The organism is Methylorubrum sp. GM97 (assembly GCF_024347855.1).
Classification (GTDB): Bacteria; Pseudomonadota; Alphaproteobacteria; order Rhizobiales; family Beijerinckiaceae; genus Methylobacterium; species Methylobacterium extorquens.
This window is the reverse complement of record NZ_AP025942.1, coordinates 2,465,898-2,484,817: the sequence shown is the minus strand read 5'-3', so window position 1 is coordinate 2,484,817 and position 18,920 is coordinate 2,465,898. Positions and strand designations below refer to the sequence as shown.

At 69.6% G+C, this 18,920-nt stretch carries 18 protein-coding genes; 8 read left to right on the top strand and 10 right to left on the bottom strand.

The genetic code is table 11. From position 1 onward, the window contains the following. Positions 1 to 88 precede the first annotated feature (88 nt). Together MSPGM_RS11635 and MSPGM_RS11630 are read right to left on the bottom strand one after the other, a co-directional pair. Positions 89 to 520 (bottom strand): OsmC family protein, encoded by a 432-nt coding sequence (locus MSPGM_RS11635; protein WP_003599130.1) that lies wholly within the window; start codon positions 518 to 520, stop codon positions 89 to 91. An 85-nt stretch (positions 521 to 605) separates the two neighbouring features. Next, on the bottom strand, positions 606 to 1,241 hold the full coding sequence (locus tag MSPGM_RS11630) for a RecX family transcriptional regulator (protein ID WP_244426925.1): 636 nt from the start codon (positions 1,239 to 1,241) through the stop codon (positions 606 to 608). 95 nt (positions 1,242 to 1,336) lie between these two features. On the opposite strand from MSPGM_RS11630, the gene MSPGM_RS11625 reads away from it, so the two are divergent. Beyond that, on the top strand, positions 1,337 to 2,746 hold the full coding sequence (locus MSPGM_RS11625; protein ID WP_003606181.1) for a TAXI family TRAP transporter solute-binding subunit: 1,410 nt from the start codon (positions 1,337 to 1,339) through the stop codon (positions 2,744 to 2,746). Between the two features lies 1 nt (position 2,747). On the opposite strand, the gene gorA is transcribed toward MSPGM_RS11625, so the two are convergent. The 5 genes from gorA to MSPGM_RS11600 all read right to left on the bottom strand — a co-directional run bounded on the left by gorA (position 2,748) and on the right by MSPGM_RS11600 (position 7,511). Beyond that, a complete protein-coding gene (gorA, locus tag MSPGM_RS11620; protein ID WP_012752819.1) occupies positions 2,748 to 4,148 on the bottom strand; it encodes a glutathione-disulfide reductase in 1,401 nt (466 codons plus the stop codon). Then, positions 4,145 to 5,314 carry an O-antigen ligase family protein gene (locus tag MSPGM_RS11615; RefSeq protein WP_003606184.1) on the bottom strand — a complete coding sequence of 390 codons (1,170 nt, stop codon included), beginning with the start codon at positions 5,312 to 5,314 and terminating at the stop codon, positions 4,145 to 4,147. Before MSPGM_RS11615 ends, gorA begins: the two co-directional genes overlap by 4 nt. A gap of 171 nt (positions 5,315 to 5,485) precedes the next feature. Continuing rightward, entirely contained in the window at positions 5,486 to 6,082 is a 597-nt protein-coding gene (locus tag MSPGM_RS11610) for a DUF2059 domain-containing protein (RefSeq protein WP_003606186.1), read from the bottom strand. 41 nt (positions 6,083 to 6,123) lie between these two features. Then, positions 6,124 to 6,834 (bottom strand): ribose-5-phosphate isomerase RpiA, encoded by a 711-nt coding sequence (gene rpiA / locus MSPGM_RS11605; protein WP_003606187.1) that lies wholly within the window; start codon positions 6,832 to 6,834, stop codon positions 6,124 to 6,126. Positions 6,835 to 7,013: 179 nt separating this feature from the next. Further along, positions 7,014 to 7,511, bottom strand: a complete 498-nt coding sequence (locus MSPGM_RS11600; protein ID WP_375541377.1) for a hypothetical protein — start codon at positions 7,509 to 7,511, stop codon at positions 7,014 to 7,016. A gap of 195 nt (positions 7,512 to 7,706) precedes the next feature. Here MSPGM_RS11600 and gph point away from each other — a divergent pair, with 195 nt between their 5' ends. The 3 genes from gph to MSPGM_RS11585 all read left to right on the top strand — a co-directional run bounded on the left by gph (position 7,707) and on the right by MSPGM_RS11585 (position 9,641). After that, the gene (gene gph / locus MSPGM_RS11595; protein ID WP_003604469.1) at positions 7,707 to 8,408 is read left to right on the top strand and encodes a phosphoglycolate phosphatase; all 702 of its coding nucleotides are present in this window, start codon (positions 7,707 to 7,709) and stop codon (positions 8,406 to 8,408) included. Positions 8,409 to 8,603: 195 nt separating this feature from the next. Beyond that, the gene (locus MSPGM_RS11590; protein WP_003604470.1) at positions 8,604 to 9,269 is read left to right on the top strand and encodes a hypothetical protein; all 666 of its coding nucleotides are present in this window, start codon (positions 8,604 to 8,606) and stop codon (positions 9,267 to 9,269) included. Positions 9,270 to 9,356: 87 nt separating this feature from the next. Beyond that, on the top strand, positions 9,357 to 9,641 hold the full coding sequence (locus MSPGM_RS11585; protein WP_003604472.1) for a DUF4424 family protein: 285 nt from the start codon (positions 9,357 to 9,359) through the stop codon (positions 9,639 to 9,641). 202 nt (positions 9,642 to 9,843) lie between these two features. Here MSPGM_RS11585 and MSPGM_RS11580 read toward each other — a convergent pair whose 3' ends face one another. Continuing rightward, positions 9,844 to 11,085: an argininosuccinate synthase gene (locus MSPGM_RS11580; protein WP_003604474.1), complete on the bottom strand. Its 1,242-nt coding sequence runs from the start codon at positions 11,083 to 11,085 to the stop codon at positions 9,844 to 9,846. 174 nt (positions 11,086 to 11,259) lie between these two features. Between MSPGM_RS11580 and MSPGM_RS11575 the strand changes: the two genes are divergently transcribed. Further along, positions 11,260 to 11,886, top strand: coding sequence for a 2-hydroxychromene-2-carboxylate isomerase (locus MSPGM_RS11575; protein ID WP_003604476.1), 627 nt, complete (start codon positions 11,260 to 11,262; stop codon positions 11,884 to 11,886). A 4-nt stretch (positions 11,887 to 11,890) separates the two neighbouring features. Here the strand turns inward: MSPGM_RS11575 and MSPGM_RS11570 are convergent, their stop codons facing one another. Both MSPGM_RS11570 and MSPGM_RS11565 read right to left on the bottom strand, forming a co-directional pair. After that, positions 11,891 to 13,840, bottom strand: coding sequence for a putative bifunctional diguanylate cyclase/phosphodiesterase (locus MSPGM_RS11570; protein WP_012752816.1), 1,950 nt, complete (start codon positions 13,838 to 13,840; stop codon positions 11,891 to 11,893). A 280-nt stretch (positions 13,841 to 14,120) separates the two neighbouring features. After that, entirely contained in the window at positions 14,121 to 15,431 is a 1,311-nt protein-coding gene (locus MSPGM_RS11565; RefSeq protein ID WP_003604479.1) for an MFS transporter, read from the bottom strand. A gap of 247 nt (positions 15,432 to 15,678) precedes the next feature. Between MSPGM_RS11565 and rlmH the strand changes: the two genes are divergently transcribed. The 3 genes from rlmH to MSPGM_RS11550 are packed head-to-tail and all read left to right on the top strand — an operon-like array spanning position 15,679 to position 18,895. Continuing rightward, positions 15,679 to 16,176, top strand: coding sequence for a 23S rRNA (pseudouridine(1915)-N(3))-methyltransferase RlmH (gene rlmH, locus MSPGM_RS11560; RefSeq protein WP_003604480.1), 498 nt, complete (start codon positions 15,679 to 15,681; stop codon positions 16,174 to 16,176). Further along, the gene (locus tag MSPGM_RS11555) at positions 16,173 to 17,573 is read left to right on the top strand and encodes a murein hydrolase activator EnvC family protein (protein ID WP_012752815.1); all 1,401 of its coding nucleotides are present in this window, start codon (positions 16,173 to 16,175) and stop codon (positions 17,571 to 17,573) included. Before rlmH ends, MSPGM_RS11555 begins: the two co-directional genes overlap by 4 nt. After that, positions 17,573 to 18,895 carry a S41 family peptidase gene (locus tag MSPGM_RS11550; protein WP_003598707.1) on the top strand — a complete coding sequence of 441 codons (1,323 nt, stop codon included), beginning with the start codon at positions 17,573 to 17,575 and terminating at the stop codon, positions 18,893 to 18,895. Before MSPGM_RS11555 ends, MSPGM_RS11550 begins: the two co-directional genes overlap by 1 nt. Positions 18,896 to 18,920: the final 25 nt, after the last annotated feature.

Sequence of the window (18,920 nt, the reverse complement as noted above, 5' to 3'; positions counted from 1 at the left end):
ACGCGCGCCGGGATCAATGCGGCGCGTTAGCCTGCGCACCGGAAAAGCGCCCTCCCGCCGCGCAGCGCGACGGGAGGGCCGGGGCGGCTCAGCTCGGGCTCAGCGTCTTGTCGAGGGTGATCTCGGCGTTGAGGAGCTTCGAGATCGGGCAGCCCTTCTCGGCATTGCCGGCGAGTTCATCGAACTTCGCCTGATCGATGCCGGGGATCACCGCCTTGAGGGTGAGGGCCGACTTCGTGACCTTGAAGCCGTCGCCGTCCTGCACGAGCGTGACGACCGCCTTGGTGTCCAGCGAGGTCGCCTTGAGGCCGGCGGACTGGAGCTGGAAGGCGAGCGCCATGGTGAAGCAGCTCGCATGCGCGGCGGCGATCAGCTCTTCCGGATTGGTGCCGGGCTCGTTCTCGAAGCGGGTGTTGAAACCGTAGGGATTGTCCGAGAGCACGCCGGATTGCGTCGTGATCTTGCCCTTGCCGGTCTTGCCGTCGCCTTCCCAGTGGGCGCTCGCGTGGCGGTCGGTCATGCTGTCGTCCTCGTCGTCTTCAAGCGGAAGCGATCCGCGTGGCCTTCGACGTGGAGCGGTGGACGGTCATGTCGAGGGGCAGCCCTCACTGTTGGTTGATGGATGTCTCATCCTCGCCTGCCTCGCTGGCGAGCACGGCCTTGGCGAGCGCGTAGGAGAAACCGGCCCGCGCCATGGCGGCAAGATCGCGCTCGCGGTTGGCCTCGCGGGTTTCCGGCCGGCGATAGGGGCCGAGGCGGCGGCGACGGGCATAAGCAAAGGCCGCCCGCTCCTCGGTATCGGCCTCGCCCTCTTGCGTCCCGGCCGCCTCGTCCTCCTCGGCAAGGGTCGCCGCGATCGTCTCCCGGTCGATCCCCTTGGCGGCGAGCCGCGCCTGCGCCTGCCGGGTCGAGGTGCCGCGCCGCCTCAGGCCGCGCAGGCGGGCGGCGGCAAAGCGCGCGTCATCGACGAGCCCGGCCTTCTGCGCGCGGGCGACCGTTTCCTCGATCAGCCCGGCATGCGCGCTCGCATCCTCGTCGCGGGAGCGGCAGCGGCGCTCGATGCGGCGGGCGAGCACCCGGCGCAGCATCTCGGACGAGGCGCCGTAGCGGTCGAGATAATGCGTCGTGACCCGCTCCAGCCACGCGGCGGTGACCGGCGGCTCGGGCCTTGCTTCACGTCGCCCATCATGTCGCCCATCTGTTGGGCCATCACGTCGGCTTGAAACGGTTCGCGCGATCATTCGTTCTTCACGATCCGGACAGGTTTTCGATTCATGAATCTTGGATGGATCGCACGCGATTTCGAGGGCTCCGCCGCCGCATGGCGGCCACGCTCATGAGGCGCGAATGGCTCTACGTGCTGCTGGCCCTCGGGTTCGCGGCCGTGGCCGGCCTCGTCGTCACCCTATCACGTCCCACGCTGCTCACGGTGGCGGTCGGCCCGCGCGACGGGGTCGAAGCGGGGCTGATCGAAACCTATGCGCGGGCACTGACCCGCAATCACGAGGACGTGCGCCTGAAGGTCGCGCCCTTCGACGACGTGCGCGACAGCGCCGCCGCCCTGGAGCAGGGCCGCGCCGACCTCGCCGTGGTGCGGCCCGATGTGAAGCTGCCGGATAACGGCCTGACGCTGGCCATCCTCCACGACGAGGCGCTGATCGTCGCCGCCCCCGAAGCCAACGGGATCGAGAGTTTTTCGGATCTCTCGACCCGGCGCCTCGGCGTCGTCACCCGCCACGAGGCCGACCTGCCGGTGCTGACGAGCCTGCTCGATTTCTACGACTTCAAGGCGGCCCCGGAAGACGAGGCGCTCGGCAGCGACGCCCTCGCGGCGGGACGCATCGGCCTCGTGCCGCTCAAGGCCACCGAGATCACCGCGGCGCTGGAGGGCAAGCGGGTCGATGCAGTTGCGATTATCGCCTCGCCCACCGCCAAGCCGGCGCAGGCGATGCTGCGGGCGGTCGAGGCGGCCTCGCCGGAACGCAAGGTCACTCTCGTCAGCGTGCCGGACGGGAAGGCGATCGTGCAGCGCGTGCCGACGCTCCAGGCCGTCACCCTGTCGGCAGGCACCTTCGGCGGACGGCCGAAGCGCCCGGAAGAGGATGTCGAGACGGTGGGCGTATCCTACCGGCTGATGGCCCGCGGCGCGGTGAGCCGCGTCGCCGTCGCCTCCGTGGTGCAGCACCTGTTCGAGTGGCGCTCGCGCCTCGCAGCCGCCGCCCCGATCGCGCATCAGATGAAGCCGCCGGACTACGACACCACCGTCACAGCGACGAGTGCGCAGCTTCCCAACCATCCCGGCGCGGTAGATTATTTCGAGCGCGAGCAGCAGACCTTCCTCGATCGCTACGAGGACTGGATCTACCTGTTCGCCTTCTTCGGCGGCACGCTGGGCTCGGGCGTCGCGTGGCTCGGACAGCGCCTCGCCCGCAAGCGGCGCGAGCGCATCGACATCGTCCTCGACCGCCTGCTCGACATCCTGGCCGAAGCCCGCGAGGCGCAATCGGCGGCGGCCCTCGACACGCTCACCCGCGAGACCGACGCGCTGATCACCGACGTGGTGCGCCAGGCCCGCGAGCGCAGCATCGATTCGCGGATGATCAGTGCGCTGATCCTCGCCATCGACGCGGTGAACGGCGCCCTCGACGACGGTCGCCGCGCCTTCGAGCCCAGCGCAGACCCGAACACCGGCAGCCGGGCGCGCACGGCGCGGCTGCTGTCGCTGAGCCTACCGGCCGCGGAATAGGCTAGCCCACGCCGACGGGATGCTTCACCACGAACGGCGTCCGCATCGTCACCAGCTCCTCGCCGAGCGTCGGATGCACGGCGATGGTGCGATCGAAATCCGCCTTGGTGGCGCCCATGGTCACGGCGATGCCGACCGCCTGGATGATCTCGCCGGCATCCGTCCCGAGCACGTGGACGCCGACCACGCGGTCACTGGCCCGGTCCACCAGAATCTTCATGATCACCCGCTCGTCGCGGCCCGAGAGCGTCGCCTTCATCGGGCGGAAGCTCGCCTTGTAGACGTCGATCTCCCCGTAGCAGCGCCGGGCCACGTCCTCGTTGTGGCCGATCACGCCGATCTCCGGCGTCGAGAACACGGCGGTCGCGATCAGGCGGTGATCGACGCACCAGGGCTTGTTGCCGAACACCGTGTCGGCGAAGGCGTGGCCCTCGCGGATCGCGACCGGAGTCAGCGCCGCGCGGCCGTTCACGTCGCCGACGGCGTAGATCGACGGCACCCGGGTGCGCGAATCCGCCTCGACGGGGATTGCGCCGCGTTCGTCGAGGTCGATCCCGACCCGTTCCAGCCCGAGCCCGGCGACGTTCGGGCGCCGGCCCGTGGCCACCAGCACGCAATCGACGGTGAGGCTCTCGCCCCCGTTCAGGGTGGCGCGGATCGCCGAGCCGTCGCGCTCCAGGCGCTCGACGGTCTGCCCCAGGCGCAGATCCATCCGCTTGGCATAGGCCTCGCCGAGCGCGTCGGCGATCTCAGGGTCGAAGCCGCGCAGCAGGCTCGTTCCGCGATGGAGCAGCGTGGTCTTGGAGCCGAGGCTGGCGAAGACGCCCGCGAACTCCACGGCGATGTAGCCGCCGCCGACCACGAGGATGCGCTCGGGCTGGGTCTCCAGCTCGAACACGCCGTTGGAATCGATGGCGAGTTCCGCACCGGGGATCAGCGGCTCACGCACCGGTTTGGCGCCCGTCGCAATCAGGATGAAGCGGGCTCGGACCGTGCGGTCCGCGTGCACGAGGCGCACCGTATGCGGGTCCTCGATCACCGCACGGTCGGCCACGACCTCGACCCCGGCGCCCGCGAGGTTGCGGCCGTAGATGCCCTCCAGCCGCGCGACCTCCGCGTCGCGGGAGCGCTTCAGCACGGCCCAGTCGAAGCGCGGCGTCTCAAGGTGCCAACCGAAGCCGGCAGCGTCCTCGAACTCGTCGGTGAAGCGGCCGGCATAGACCATCAGCTTCTTCGGGACGCAGCCGCGGATCACGCAGGTGCCGCCGACGCGGTACTCCTCGGCCAGCATCACCCGCGCGCCGTGGCCGGCGGCGATGCGGGCCGCCCGCACCCCGCCCGAACCGCCGCCGATCACGAACAGGTCGACGTCGAAGGACTCGCTCATCTCGGTCTCGCTCATGCGCGCGCGTCTTCACTCTCGTGTGCGGACTCGTATGGGGGCTTGGCGCAAGCCGCCCCCCGCAGCCATGTGATGGCGGCCCCGAGGCCCGCCGTCCACCATCCCTGCCACGCACCGTGCTCGACGAACATCACCGCCACCGCCGCGCCCAGCAAGCCGAGCGCCGAGGCGAACAGGAGCCGCGGCAAGGCGGCCGCCGCCCGCAGGGCCAGGAAAGCGACCAAAGCCGCGAGCGCCGCGCCGACGAAGCCGAGTTCGGCCCAGATCTGGAGGAAGCTGTTATGCGGATGGCCGACGGCCAGCATCGCCCGCATCTCCGGCTCGAGAGCTTGCGACGCCGGCACCTCGGCGAAGTGCAGGCCCATGCCGTAACCGGAGCCGATCCAGGGCGCCTGAGCCACCGCGGCGCCGAAGCTCTGGGCGATGGCGACCCGCGCCCGAGACGAAGACTGCGTCAGCCGCTCATGCGCCGCCTCCGGCATCAGCCGGTGGAGGATGTCGCCCTCGACCGGGGCCAGGGCGAAGGCGAGCCCGAGGGTCAGCGCCGCGAGCGCCAGGGCCATGGATCGGGGAGCCAAGCGCCCGACCGCGAACATCACAGCGCCCGCGAGCAGCCCGAGGATGGCCGCGCCGCTGATCGAGCGCAGGATCGCCAGCGCCGCCACCCCGAGCAGGATCACGGCGGCGAGGCGATGGCCGCGCAGGGCGAGGAAGGCGGCGATGGGACCGGCCAGCAGCACCACAGTCAGCAGCGGGCGGTTGAACATGAACAGGGCCACGCGCTGCCCGAGCCAGGCCTGCGGCGCCAGCCCGAGGGCGAGGCTTGCCGCGATGAAAAGGCAGGCTGCGGCGAGCAGGCCAGCGCCAAGGGGCAGCGCCCAGGGCGGCAGCCGAGCGGGCGCGAGCCGGGCGAGGATCGCCGCGGCAGCGAGCGTCGGCAGGAATTCGGACAGCACACGGCCCCAGAGCGCGGGAAACGGGCTCCAGGCCAGCGAGACGAGGCACCAAGCGAGAAAGGCCAGCGCGGCGAGGCCGAGCGGGGCGCGCAGGGGGGTGATCAGGTCGGAGGCGGCGCGCCTGCCGCGCTCGGCGACGGTGCCCGCCAGGAACAGCAGCGCGGCCACGCCGACGAGAAGCGGGCTCGACCGGTTGGCGAGGGCCATCATCGGCGCCACCAGCGCCAGCGCGACGGCGCCGGCAGCGTAGAGCCGCGCCGCCGCGCTAGAGCATCGTCCTGGATACCTGATCCAGGACGATGCTCTAGGCATTTGTCTCTGCATCATCTTCTTTCCGAAAGCCGGCAACCACCTTTCGGGATGATGCTCTAGGGCCGGCGATCACTGGAGCTGGTGGCCGCGCTTGCCCATCTCGGCGCGGGTGCGGACCATGATGTATTCCGAGACCTCCTGGGTCCAATCCTGCATGGCGCCGACCATGTCATCGAGGATCTGCGGCTGGGTCTCGACGTAGCGCTTGCCCGCGGGCGAGCGGAAGAAGGTGACGATGTCGGTCAGCTCGGCCTCGTTCAGGCGCTTGGCATAGATTCGCGCGGCGATGTTGATCAGCCGCTGCTTCTGCAGCTCCATCTCGGAATCGAGCCCTTTCAGCACCTCGTCCAAATCCTTGGCGAGATCGGGCCGCGTCACCGCGTTCTTGCGGATCTGCTCGGCCATGGTCGGGATGATCGAGTCGAAGGAGCGGGCGATGCCGGAACTCAGCATCACCTCGCGGGCGAGTGCGAGGTGGGCGGCACTGAGATCCGGCTCCGGCGCAGCGGCCGGCGGCGGGGCCGCGCCGGGCTTCACCGTCGGCTTCGGCGAGGTGGCGGGAGGCTTGGCGGCCGGCTGCTGCGCCTGCGCCGCTGGAACGAGGACGGCCTGCGACAGCAGGGCCGCGAGGAAGGGGCCGCCCAGGGCAGCGAGACGGAGAACCATGCGGGAGAAGCTCCGAAGAAGGGAAAGGCGGCGGCCGGGCGTTAGAGGCGGCCGAGAACGCTGACGACGGCCGCATCGCCGTCGGCCGCGGCGAGGATGGCCGCGTCGGCGATGCCGAGAAACAGGCCGTGCTCGACCACGCCGGGCACCGCCCAGAGCCCGGCGGACAAAGCCTCCGGATCGGGAATACGGCCGAGCCGCAGATCGAGGATGGCGTGGCCGCCATCGGTGAGGAGGGGGGCACCGGAGGCGTCGTGGCGGCGCACGATCTCGCCCGTGCAGCCGGCCCGCGCCACCGCCGCCTCGACGGCGCGGGTGGTGGCGCCGATGCCGAACAGGTTCACTTCCACCGGCAGCGGAAAGGCGCCCAGGGTCTCGACGTGTTTGGAGGCGTCGGCAATCACGACCATGCGGTGGCTTGCGACCGCGACGATCTTCTCGCGCAGCAGCGCGGCACCGCCGCCCTTGATGAGGCGCAGGCTTCCATCGACCTCGTCGGCCCCGTCGATGGTGAGATCGAGTTCGGGCAGGTCTTCGAGGGTGGCGAGCGGGATGCCCTCGCGCTCGCAGGCGATGCGGGTCGCCTCCGAGGTCGGCACGCCGGTCACTTTCAGCCCCGCGCGCACGCGCTCACCCAGCAGCTTGATGAAGGCCGCGGCCGTGCTGCCCGTGCCGATGCCGAGGCGCATCCCGTCCTCGACCAGGGGGATCGCGCGCTCGGCCGCCGCCCGCTTCAGATCCGGCGCGCTCACGAAACGACCTCGGGAAACGAATTCATCGGGGCACTCGGACCATCGAAGCTGGGGCGGCGAATCTGGGACGGTTGGGGAGGCAGGCCCTAGCACGCCTCCCGGCGACCGTAAAAGACGGATGCTAAGAAGCACGGATGCTTCCCAAGGGCCGAGAACGGCGTCCGGCGCTTCGTCGGCGGTCAGGGCCGCGTTCCCTGCGGCGGCGTGGCGCTCGGGCCGGCGCGGCCGGGGGCCGGTCCGGTCGCGGCGGCGCCCGCCCCGCTCGCGGTGCCGGCGGGCGGCGGGCCGGCCTGCTCGGTGCAGACGACGAGCTCCTGACGGATCTGCACGTAGCAGGCGCTGGTTTCCCCCGTGCGGTAGTTGACCCGGTAGATCCCCGACTCGCGGGCGTGGCGCGAGGCGATCAGGCCGTACTCGCCGGGCGTCTGCGGGCCGGCGCCCTCTCCGGCGGCAAAGCACAGCGTGACGCCGACGCTGTCGTCGCGCAGGCCGTACTGGCAGGAGGTGACCTCGCCGTTGGCGCGGTCGATCCGGTAGATCCGGTTCAGATCGACCGCCGGCGCGGCCACGAACTCGTAGGGCCCGGCAGCCTCGGCTGCCAAGGGCAGTCCGGCCAGGGCCGCAACGAGCAGGCCGGTGGACAACCGAGAGAGAGAACGACGCGAAGGAACACGCATGGGGCGGGACATCGTCTTGTTGCGAAAGAGCGAAACGGCGAATCATCGGCGGCGCGATCAAGCACCTGCTCCGTGGCGGAGCTTGGGCAGAGAGGCAACACTGAGTGTCCGCGCTAACCGGGTATCAACCGCTAGGGTTGATCGTAGGAGAGACGACCGCTAGCCAGCTTGACAATGAAACGCACCGGGACGCCGATGAACGCGCACAGCTCCCCGATCGTCGTGTTCGATCTCGACGGGACCCTCGCCGAGACCGCGGGCGACCTCATCGGCACCCTGAACGTCGTCCTCGCTCGGGACGGCCAAGCGCCGCTTCCCCTCGAACAGGCCCGCGACCTGCTCGGCGCGGGCGCCCGCGCCCTGATCCAGCGTGGCTTCTCGGTCGCGGGTGCGAGCCTGACGCCGGAGCGGCTGGAGACGCTGTTCCAGGATTTCCTCGTCTATTACGGCGAGCATCTCACCGACAATTCATACCTCTTCCCCGGCGTGGTCGAGGCGCTGGACCGGCTGGAGGCGGCGGGCTTCCGCCTCGCGATCTGCACCAACAAGGTCGAGTCGCACGCCGTGGCCCTGCTCAACGCGCTGGGCATCGGCCACCGCTTCTGCACGATCGTCGGCAAGGAGACCTTCGCCTTCTCGAAGCCGGACCCGCGCCACATCACCGCGACCATCGAGCGCGCCGGGGGCGATCTCCGCCGCGCGGTGATGGTGGGTGATTCGAAGGCCGACGTTGCCGCGGCCAAGGCGGCCGGCATCCCCGTCGTCGGCGTGACCTTCGGCTACACCCCCGTGCCGATGCGCGAGCTGGCGCCCGACTGGGTCATCGAGCATTTCGACGCCCTGCCCGACGCGGTCGACGCCCTCCTCGCCCGCGAGACCGTGAAGCCGGCGGCCTGAGTTCCGGCCGGCCTTAATCGCCGGCGCCCGCCTCCGCGGGCTCAAGGCTTTCGCGCCACGAAACCGCTCGCGCGGCTTCGTGCGTTGGCCCTTGAGAGTGTCGCGACACGGCTTGCACCCGCGCGGGCGCTGGGCCACTGAGCGTTGCAACGGGGCCTTGACCGCCCCGAGGGGCGCGAGAGGCAGACCGGCGACATGAGCGAGACGGACACCTTCGACCTGACGCTGGAGCGCATCGCGCTGATCCGGCGGATGGTCGTGGCCTGGAACGGAGCGGAGACCGGCGCGCCGATGATCCATCCGGACGCGCCCTACGGCAGCACCGACCGCGACGGCGACATCTTCAACGTCACCGGCGACGACGAGGGTGCGGACGAGGAGCACCGGGCGATGGGCGATGCGCTCGCCGTGTTCCTGCAGAACGCGACGCTGAAGCCCGGCCGCTACCAGTACCACAACCCGCTCGCCAAGCTCGCGCCGGGGGACCTCTTCGACGTGTTCCGCGACGAGGCCACCGGCGAGACGCCCGAGCACATCACCTTCGAGGTCACCGACGCGCACCTTCGGCTGCTGCGGGCGTTCAGCCTCGAATGGGACGAGGCGTACGACGTGCCGCGCGTCGATCCGAAGCGGCCCTACGGCGGCATGACGTGGCACACGGCGGAGATGGCGACCCATCTCGGCGAGCCGCCGGAAAAGGACGCGGAAGGCCGCGCCGTCTTGACCGACGAACAGGAGGCCCGCCTGGAGCGCCTGCACCGCGAGATGCAGCCGGCGATGCAGATCTTCCTGCGGTACGGCGATCTCGGGCCGGGACCGTTCCGGCAGTCCGAGGGCACGTCCGGCTGGAAGCCGGCCTGAGCGCATCCGCTCCCCCTTTGCGAATCGCTGCGCCGGCCGCCTATCAGCGGTCGGGCCGTGCCGCGGTTGCGAAGGGGGGAGGCCGGATTGGCCGGCATCCGGCGCCTCGCGGCGGCGAAGCCCGAGGGCTACACCCGCGCCTTCGAGGTGCCCTACATCGTGACCACGGCCCGCAACTGGGCCGGGCGCATCGGCCGCTTCACCCTGACGGTGGACAAGGGCCGCGCGGACGCCCTCGTCAGCTTCTGCCGGCAGGGCGTGCGCAAGACGGGTCCGACCGCCTTCGTCTGGGAAGCCCGCGACTACGTCCCGGATTCCGACCTGCGCGTGCTCCTCGTCTCGAACGATCCCGCCTTTCTGGGGGATCGCTGAGATCCACTTCGACCCTAACGTCAGCGAGTTATCCGACCCCTCCCCCTCATCCTGAGGTGCGCCTTGCCTTAGCAAGGCGCCTCGAAGGAGACCTCCAGAGGCCGCCGCGATTCCTGGAGCCCTCCTTCGAGGCCGCTCCGCGGCACCTCAGGATGAGGAAACGTCTCGGAGAAGCGAAGCGAACAGGCGCTGAAGCCGAGGCTCAGCCCTCGCGCTTCTTGCGCTGCGCCAGGGTGCGCAGGCGCAGGGCGTTGAGCTTGATGAAGCCGGCCGCGTCGCGGTGATCGTAGGCAACGGCGCCCTCCTCGAAGGTGACGAGGTCCTGATCGTAGAGCGAGTGCGGGCTGGTCCGGCCGATGACGTGGACGCCGCCCTTGTAGAGCTTGAGCCGCACCTCGCCGGTCACCTTCTCCTGGCTCTTGTCGATCAGCGCCTGGAGCATCTCGCGCTCTGGCGAGAACCAGAAGCCGTTATAGATCAGCTCCGCATATTGCGGCATCAGCTGATCCTTGAGATGCGCTGCACCGCGATCCAGCGTGATCGACTCGATGGCGCGGTGGGCCGGCAGCAGGATCGTGCCGCCGGGCGTCTCGTACATGCCGCGGCTCTTCATGCCGACGAAGCGGTTCTCGACCAGATCGAGCCGGCCGATGCCGTTGGCGTGGCCGAGCTCGTTCAGCTTGGCCAGCAGTGTGGCGGGCGAGAGCGCCTCGCCGTCGATGGAGACCGCGTCGCCCCGCTCGAAGCCGATGGTGACGATCGTGGGCGTATCCGGCGCTTCCTCGGGGGAGAGGGTGCGCGAATAGACGTAATCCGGCACCTCGACCGCCGGGTCTTCCAGAACCTTGCCCTCGGAGGAGGCGTGCAGGAGGTTGGCATCGACCGAGAACGGGCTCTCGCCGCGCTTGTCCTTCGCGATCGGGATCTGGTGCTGCTCGGCGAACGCGATGAGCTGCTCGCGCGAGCGCAGATCCCACTCGCGCCACGGCGCGATCACCGTCACGTCGGGCTTGAGCGCGTAATAGCCGAGTTCGAACCGGACCTGATCGTTCCCCTTGCCGGTGGCGCCGTGGCACACCGCGTCGGCGCCGACGCGCTCGGCGATCTCGATCTGCTTCTTGGCGATCAGCGGCCGGGCGATCGAGGTGCCGAGGAGATAAATGCCCTCGTAGACCGCGTTGGCGCGGAACATCGGGAAGACGTAGTCGCGGACGAATTCCTCGCGCAGGTCTTCGATGAAGATGTTTTCCGGCTTGATGCCGAGCAGCTCGGCCTTGCGGCGCGCCGGCTCCAGCTCCTCGCCCTGGCCGAGATCGGCGGTGAACGTCACGACCTCGCAGCCATAGGTGGTCTGAAGCCACTTGAGGATGATCGAGGTGTCGAGCCCGCCGGAATAGGCGAGAACGACCTTCTTGACGGATTTGTTCGGGAGGGCGTCGGACATGGTGTTGGGCTCGGGCAACAGGGTGAAGGCGGATTAACAGCGGAGGCGCGCGGCGCGCAACCGGCGGGGCGGGATGCCGGTTGCCTCGTTTGCGATCCAGCCTGCCCCGGCGCGTCTCCGCAGACGTGGTAGGGTCACTGGCAGGACGGACCAGACGATCCGGAGAATCGACGAATGCGGCGGCGAGCGACCCTGGAATTCTGGTACGAGTTCGCCTCGACCTACTCTTATCTGTCTGCCATGCGCATCGAAGCGCTGGCCAGGACGGCCGACGTCGAGCTGCGCTGGCGACCGTTCCTGCTCGGGCCGATCTTCGCGACGCAGGGATGGACCAACTCGCCCTTCAACCTCTACCCGGCCAAGGGCCGCAACATGTGGCGCGACCTCGATCGCGAGGCTGCGCGGCTCGGGCTGCCGCCGGTCACGCGCCCCACCCCCTTCCCGCAGAATTCCCTCAGCGCGGTGCGCGTGGCGACCTACGGCGCGGACCAGGACTGGCTGGTGCCGTTCTCGAAGGCGGTGTTTGAGACGAGCTTTGCCAAGGGCGGCTCCATCGCCGAGCCGGCGGCGGTGGGGCGCATCCTCGATTCGCTCGGGCTCGACGGCACCCAGATCCTCAAGGCGGCGGCCTCCGAGGCCAACAAGGGCCGCCTGAAGGTGGCCGGCGAGGAGGCCCGCTCCCGCGGCATCTACGGCGCGCCGAGCTTCCTCACCGAGGACGGCGAGCTGTTCTGGGGCAACGACCGCCTGGAACAGGCGATCGCCTGGGCCGCGGGCGACCGGCCCGACGGGCTGCGGTGAGGGATCAGGCGGAGACCGGCTCGGCCTCCGCCGCGCGGCGCAGGCCGCCGAGCAGGTCCGTCATCGGCATCGGCACCCCGATCAGATAGCCCTGAACGTAGCGACAGCCGTGACGGCGCACCGCGCTCAGTTGCTCCGTGGTCTCGATCCCCTCGGCGATGCCGTCCAGGCCGAGGTTCTGGCAGAGATCGAGGATCGTGATCACGACGCTGCGCCCGAGGTCGGATTCGACATCGGCCATGAAGCCGCGGTCGATCTTGATCCGGTCCAGCGGCAGGCGGTGGACGTAGTTCAGGCTCGAATACCCCGTTCCGAAATCGTCCAGCGCGATCTTGATGCCGAGTGCGCGCAGGAGCGTGATCGCCTTCTGCGCTCCCTCGAAGTCGCGCATCAGCGCGGTCTCCGTCAGCTCCAGCGTGATCCGCCGGGGATCGAGTCCGCTCTGCCGGACCGCGGCGAGGATCGCGATGACCGTCTCGGGCGAGGCGAGGTCGTGCGAGGAGAGGTTGAACGACAATCCGATGTCGTCCGGGAGTCGGGCCGCGTCGGCGAGCGCCTTGCGCAGGAGAAGCAGGGTCACCGAGTGGATCATGCCGCAACGCTCCGCCACGGCAATGAAGCGGTCGGGCGGCACGCGCCCGAGCTTCGGGCTCGTCCAGCGCGCCAGCGCCTCGACCGTGGTGATGCGGTCCGTCACCGTGTCGAGGATCGGCTGGTAGTGCATCTCCATCTCGGCGGCGAGATCCGCGCTCTGGAGGGCGGCCTCCACCGCGCGCTCGGCCCGGATCGCGTCCTCATGCTCCTGCGAGAACAGGGTCGTGGTCCCGCGCTTACGCTCCTTGGAATGGTAGAGCGCATAATCGGCCCGGTCGAACAGCGCATCCGCGGCCCGTCCGGCGCTGGGATACAGCGCTAGGCCGCCGGAGCATCCCGGCACGACCTGGGTCTCGCCGAGCGAAATCGGCGCGTGCAGCGCCGTACAGATGCGGTTGCAAAGCTCGACCGCGTCGGCCGTGCGGTCGGCCGCGTGGATCAGTACGCCGAACTCGTCGCCGCCGAGGCGCGCGATCGTCACGCCATCCGCGGCGAAGGCGCTGAGACGGCGCCCGGTCTCCTCCAGCACTCGGTCCCCGGCAGTGTGGCCGAACGTGTCGTTGATCGGCTTGAACCGGTCGAGGTCGAAGATCGCCAGGGCGAAGGCGGCGTTTCCGGTCGCCGAGGCCGCGATCAGCGCATCGAGGCGCTGGAAGAAATAGCGCCGATTGGGCAACCCGGTGAGGCTGTCGGTATGCGCCAGGCGCTGGTTCTCCTCGCCGAGCCGCTGGGCTTCAGCCTTGGACTCGAGCAGTTGGAGGAAGGCCAGGAAGTTGTTGGTGAGGATGCGCACCATCACCACCGTGACGAAGGCGGTGTTGAGCGCGATCGCGATGAAGACGCTGTTGCCGCTCGTGAAGCAGTGAATCAGGAAGCTGCCCATGACGATGATCGTCACGACGAGCGCCGCGGCCGGCAGATGCGTCAGGCAGAAGATGCAGGCGATGACGGTGATCGCGACGAAGATCGCGACGTGACCCTGCTCGAACGGTCCGCCATAGGACGTGAGCTTCATCGCCCAGCCGACGAAGAGGGCCGAGAACAGGACGGTGAGGAGGCTGGTGCCGCGCAGCCGTTTGACGGCCTCTTCTCCGGAGATCGACTGCGGCCGGAGATGCCACCAATGCGTGGCCCGCACCACACACAGGCCGATCATCGCGCCGGGGAGCCCGACGGTCAGCCAAGCCGGCGCAAGTGGGTAATGGGTGAATGCGAGGGCGCAGGCGTTGACGGAGAGCAGCGCGTAGAGCGACGGGATCTGCTTTTGCAACTCCCCGATCTGACGGATGCAGGCTTCCGGGTCGGTATAGCTCGGTACGATACCGCTCAGGAGCTCTCGGCGGCCGTAAATGAATTTCATTCTCATCTTGCCGAACACCAGACCATGAACACGTCGCCGCGCGTCCTCTCCCGGAGATGCATTTGGTCTAATTTTTCCTAAAAATTCATTGCATCGAAATAGTCAGTCTTCGCCTGCCCGACATGGGCAAAAGAACGTTTGCGCCGCGATGCAACCGCTGTCGGCCCGGCACGTGGGCCGGGTCCGCCCGTTCTTGGCGATCGCCTTGAATGCCCGGGGTCGATTGGGTCCGCTCCGGTCCGTGACAGCCTGCTCCTCGGCGGTGACGCGCCACCGGAATTCACCGCCGCGTCGCCGTGTCGACATGGATATCCCGCCCCCGCGTCTCCGGCAGCAGCAGGGCGGCGACCGTGCCGACGAGGCTGAAGGCGGCGAGGTAGTAGGCTGGCGCCATCCGGTCGCCGGTGGCGGCGATCAGCCAGTTCACGACGTAGTTCGTGCTGCCGCCGAAGATCGAGACCGAGAGCGCGTAGACGATCGACAGCCCGGCGCTGCGCACCGCCCGCGGCAGGGCTTCGGGGATGGCGACGATGATCGCCGCCGCGTTGATCGAGGACAGGGCCGAGAGCAGGAAGGTCACGGCGTAGACGCTGAGCGCGCTTGGGCTGCCCAGCATCCATAGGAAGGCCGGCACGGCGAGCAGCAGGATCAGTGCGCGCGGCCAGATCATTACCGGCTTGCGCCCGAACCGGTCGGCGAGCCAGCCGCCGAGGAGCGGAAAGATCACGGAGGCCAGCCCCAGGGCGATCGGCACGGCGTTGGCCGCCATTTCCGAGAGCCCGAGCGTCGCCCCGGCATAGACCGGCATGTTGGTGCCCACCGCGTTCGAGACGGTCGAGGCCGCGATGACGAGGAAGGTCAGCCCGAGCATCCGCCCGTGCTGGCGCAGCAGGCGGCCGAGCACCGCACCCGTCGAATCGGCGGCAGCGGGGTCGTGCCCCTCGCCCGCCGTCTCCGGCAGGTGGCTGCGGATCACGAGGCCGACCGGCACGACGAGCAGGCCGAGACCGAACATCAGCCGCCAGCCCCAATCGGCCATGGCCGCATCGCCGAGCACGAGGGTCAGCGCGGTGGCGAACAGGCCGGCGAACAGGGCGGCGCAGCCCTGGCTCGCGATCTGCCAACTCGCGACGAAGCCACGATGCCGCGCCGGGGCCGCCTCGATCAGGAAGGCGGTGGAGGGTCCGACCTCGCCGCCGAGCGCCAGCCCCTGGATCAGCCGCCCGGCGATCACGATCACCTGTGCCCAGACGCCGAGAACCGCCGTGCCGGGGCAGGCCGCCAGCATCAGCATGCCCACCGCCATCAGCGCGATGGTGATGAGCATCGCGGGCTTGCGCCCGGCCCGGTCCGCGAAGGCGCCGATCAGCACGCCGCCCACCGGGCGCATGACGTAGCCGATCCCGAACAGGGCGAGCGAGGCGAGCAGGCTGTCGGTCGGACTGTCCGAAGGGAAGAAGGTCGCGCCGATCGACTTGGCGAAGAAGGCGTAGATCGTGAAATCGTAGAATTCGAGGGCGTTGCCGAGCACGACCGCTCCCACGGCCTTGCGGTCGAGGCGCGGGGGCGCGGCGCTTGCGGGCGAGTGCATCGTGATCCTGTCGTGAGATCCCGGATGATCGAGGCGCAGCGGGAGGCCGGCTCCGGGTCGGAGGCGTCGGTGAGGGCGGCAGGTAGGTCGCCGCCGCCGTGCCGCCACCCCGGCGAAGTCGCACCGTGGCGTTCGGGCCGGCCATGCCTGCGTTGCCGGCGACGTTTTCCGGCGCGATCGGCTCCCCGTCCCCGGCGTGATCGTGCTATCGCGCCCCAACACCTCGCTCCCGGGATCGTTCAACCCCTTGCGCCTGCTCGTCGTCGCCATCGGACGCCTGAAGAACGGGCCGGAGCGGGATCTCGCCGCCCGCTACCGCGAACGCGCGGTCGCGCTCGGCAAGGGCCTGGGCGTCACCGCCTGCGACCTGACCGAGATTCCCGAATCGCGCGCGCGCCGGAGCGCCGACCGCATCGCCGAGGAGGCGGCGGCGATCCTGGCTCTCGTGCCGGCGGACGCGGCGGTGATCGCCTGTGACGAGCGCGGTCGCTCCGACTGGCCGAGCGAGCGCATCGCGGACAAGATCGGGGCGTGGCGCGATGCGGGGCGCAGCACGCTCGTCCTCGTCGTCGGAGGTGCGGATGGCCTTCACGAGACCGTGCGCGGACGCGCCGACCATATTCTCGCCTTCGGGGCGGCGACACTGCCGCACGGCCTGGTTCGTGTGCTCGCCCTCGAGCAGGTCTACCGGGCGCTGACCATCCTGGCCGGGCACCCCTATCACCGGGGCGATCCCGAGGCATGAGATCCAAGGTGGCGGTCCACTCCCGGTCGGCGGCGATCCTGGCGGCCAAGTCCGCTCTGGTGCTGACGGCTCTTGCCTGCCTCGCGGGCGGCCTCGCCTTGCCCGTGCGCGCGCAGACGACGCCCGACCCGGAGGCGATGCGGCGCACGCAGGAGGAGCGGGACCGGCGCGCCCAGAGCCTCAAGCAGATCGAGGACGCGCTGGCCGCCAGCAGCGGCAGCCGGGCGGCGTTGGAGGCCGAGATCGCCGCGATCGGCTCTGACCGGACCAAACTCAGCACCGCGCTGCTCGATGCCGGACGCCAGGCCCAGGCGACCGAGGACCGGATGAACCGGCTGGAGGAGCGCCTGCGCGCGCTGACCGACAGCGACGCGGCGATCCGCAAATCGCTGGAGGCGCGCCGCGCGGTCATCGCCGAGATCCTGGCCGCGCTCCAGCGCATGGGCCGGCGCCCGCCGCCCGCCGTGCTGGTGCGCCCCGAGGACGTGCTGGCGGCGATCCGCACCTCAATGATGCTCGGCGCGGTGGTGCCGGAGTTGCGCGGCGAGGCCGATACGCTGGCTGGCGACCTCACCGAACTGGTGCGGGTGCGTGGCCTCATCGCCGCCGACCGCGAGGCGCTGAAAAAAGATCTCGCGGGCTGGGCCGCCGAGCGCCAGCGCCTCGACGCGCTGATCGCCGCCCGCCGCAGCCGCCAGGCGGAGGTCGAGTCCAGCCTCACCGCCGAGCGCCGGAAGAGCGCCGAACTCGGCACGCAGGCCAAATCGCTCAAGGAACTCGTGGACCGGATGGAGGGCGAGCTGTCGAGCGCCCGCCGCGCCGCCGACGAAGTCCGCGCCGCCGCCGAACGCGAGCAGCGGGCGATCCAGGACAAGTTCGCGGCGGCCGGCGCCCGCGATCCGGCGCGGCTCGCGCCGAAGGTGAAGTTCGCCGAGGCCCGCGGCGATCTGCCCAGGCCGGTGAGCGGCCCCCTGCTGCGCGGCTTCAACCAGCCCGACGGCCAGGGCGGTACCACCCGCGGCATCTCGCTGCGGGCACGGCCGAAGGCGGTGGTCTCCTCGCCCGCGGACGGATGGGTTTCCTTCGCCGGACCCTTTCGCTCCTACGGGCGTCTCTTGATCATCAATGCGGGCGACGGCTACTATCTGTTGCTCGCGGGGATGGATCAGATCAACGTCGAGGTCGGCCAGTTCGTACTGGCGGGCGAACCGGTGGCCGTGATGGGCGAGGGCAGCGGCACCCCGGCAAGCACGCCGTCGAACGTGACGCAGGCTGCGTCACAGAAGGACGATGATCGGATTGATCCCGTCCTGTACGTCGAGTTCAGGAAAGACGGCGGCTCTATCGATCCGGAGCCGTGGTGGGCGAGAAGTTCCAGCGAGAAGGTTCGCGGATAATGCGCAAAGTGTCCCTCGTGTTACTCGGCGCGGCCCTCGGCATCGGCGCCTCGGCCCTGTCGACCCAGACCCAGCTGCTGTCCGGTACGAGCGCCATCGCGGCCTCGGCGGAAACCTACCGGCAACTGAGCCTGTTCGGCGACGTGTTCGAGAAGGTGCGGACCGACTACGTCGAGAAGCCCGAGGAAGCGAAGCTGATCGAGTCGGCCGTCAACGGCATGCTGACCTCGCTCGATCCGCATTCGAGCTACATGGACGCGAAAGCCTTCCGCGACATGCAGACGACGACGAAGGGCGAGTTCGGTGGTCTCGGCATCGAGGTCACGATGGAGGACGGCCTGATCAAGGTCGTCTCGCCCATCGACGACACGCCCGCCTCCAAGGCCGGCCTGCTCGCCAACGACATCATCACCCAGATCGACGAGGATCAGGTCCAGGGGCTGACCCTGAACCAGGCCGTCGACAAGATGCGCGGCCCCGTGAACTCCACGGTGAAGCTGAAGATCTCCCGCAAGGAGGCCAAGGAGCCGCTCGACGTCTCGCTGACGCGCGACGTCATCAAGATCCGCCCCGTGCGCTCAAAGGTCGAAAGCGGCGATGTCGGCTATGTCCGCCTGACCCAGTTCAACGAGCAGACCTACGACGGCCTCAAGACGGCGATCGACAAGCTCCAGGGCGAGATCGGCGGCGACAAGCTGAAGGGCTTCGTGCTCGATCTGCGCAACAATCCCGGCGGCCTGCTCGATCAGGCGGTGATGGTCTCCGACGCCTTCCTCGACCGTGGCGAGATCGTCTCGACCCGTGGCCGCAACCCGGACGAGACCCAGCGCTTCTCCGCCAAGGCCGGCGATCTGGCCAAGGGCAAGCCGATCGTGGTGCTCGTGAACGGCGGCGCGGCCTCGGCCTCCGAGATCGTGGCCGGCGCCCTGCAGGATCACAAGCGCGCGACCATCATGGGCACGCGTTCCTTCGGCAAGGGCTCGGTGCAGTCGATCATCCCGCTCGGCGGCCAGGGCGCCCTGCGCCTCACCACCGCGCGCTACTACACGCCGTCCGGCCGCTCGATCCAGGCGAAGGGCATCGAGCCGGATCAGGAGGTGCTGCAGGAGGTGCCCGACGATCTGAAGGGCAAGGACGAGACCAAGGGTGAGGCCGGCCTGAAGGGTCACCTCAAGCAGAAGGACACCGAGGAGCGCGGTGGATCCTCGGCCTACATCCCGCCGGATCCGGCCAAGGACAAGCAGCTCATCGCCGCGGTCGATTTCCTGCACGGCATCCAGAAGGGTGCGGCCAACGTGACGAAGCCGGCCACGCAGAACTGATTGGGCCGGCCCGCGGCGGGCATCC

What these genes read in the sequence shown, in the direction of transcription:
- MSPGM_RS11635 (WP_003599130.1), bottom strand. Translation starts at nt 520, where the DNA reads ATGACCGACCGCCACGCGAGCGCCCACTGGGAAGGCGACGGCAAGACC.
- MSPGM_RS11630 (WP_244426925.1), bottom strand. Translation starts at nt 1,241, where the DNA reads ATGATCGCGCGAACCGTTTCAAGCCGACGTGATGGCCCAACAGATGGG.
- MSPGM_RS11625 (WP_003606181.1), top strand. Translation starts at nt 1,337, where the DNA reads ATGAGGCGCGAATGGCTCTACGTGCTGCTGGCCCTCGGGTTCGCGGCC.
- gorA (WP_012752819.1), bottom strand. Translation starts at nt 4,148, where the DNA reads ATGAGCGAGACCGAGATGAGCGAGTCCTTCGACGTCGACCTGTTCGTG.
- MSPGM_RS11615 (WP_003606184.1), bottom strand. Translation starts at nt 5,314, where the DNA reads ATGATGGCCCTCGCCAACCGGTCGAGCCCGCTTCTCGTCGGCGTGGCC.
- MSPGM_RS11610 (WP_003606186.1), bottom strand. Translation starts at nt 6,082, where the DNA reads ATGGTTCTCCGTCTCGCTGCCCTGGGCGGCCCCTTCCTCGCGGCCCTG.
- MSPGM_RS11600 (WP_375541377.1), bottom strand. Translation starts at nt 7,511, where the DNA reads ATGCGTGTTCCTTCGCGTCGTTCTCTCTCTCGGTTGTCCACCGGCCTG.
- gph (WP_003604469.1), top strand. Translation starts at nt 7,707, where the DNA reads ATGAACGCGCACAGCTCCCCGATCGTCGTGTTCGATCTCGACGGGACC.
- MSPGM_RS11590 (WP_003604470.1), top strand. Translation starts at nt 8,604, where the DNA reads ATGAGCGAGACGGACACCTTCGACCTGACGCTGGAGCGCATCGCGCTG.
- MSPGM_RS11580 (WP_003604474.1), bottom strand. Translation starts at nt 11,085, where the DNA reads ATGTCCGACGCCCTCCCGAACAAATCCGTCAAGAAGGTCGTTCTCGCC.
- MSPGM_RS11575 (WP_003604476.1), top strand. Translation starts at nt 11,260, where the DNA reads ATGCGGCGGCGAGCGACCCTGGAATTCTGGTACGAGTTCGCCTCGACC.
- MSPGM_RS11570 (WP_012752816.1), bottom strand. Translation starts at nt 13,840, where the DNA reads ATGAAATTCATTTACGGCCGCCGAGAGCTCCTGAGCGGTATCGTACCG.
- MSPGM_RS11565 (WP_003604479.1), bottom strand. Translation starts at nt 15,431, where the DNA reads ATGCACTCGCCCGCAAGCGCCGCGCCCCCGCGCCTCGACCGCAAGGCC.
- MSPGM_RS11555 (WP_012752815.1), top strand. Translation starts at nt 16,173, where the DNA reads ATGAGATCCAAGGTGGCGGTCCACTCCCGGTCGGCGGCGATCCTGGCG.
- MSPGM_RS11550 (WP_003598707.1), top strand. Translation starts at nt 17,573, where the DNA reads ATGCGCAAAGTGTCCCTCGTGTTACTCGGCGCGGCCCTCGGCATCGGC.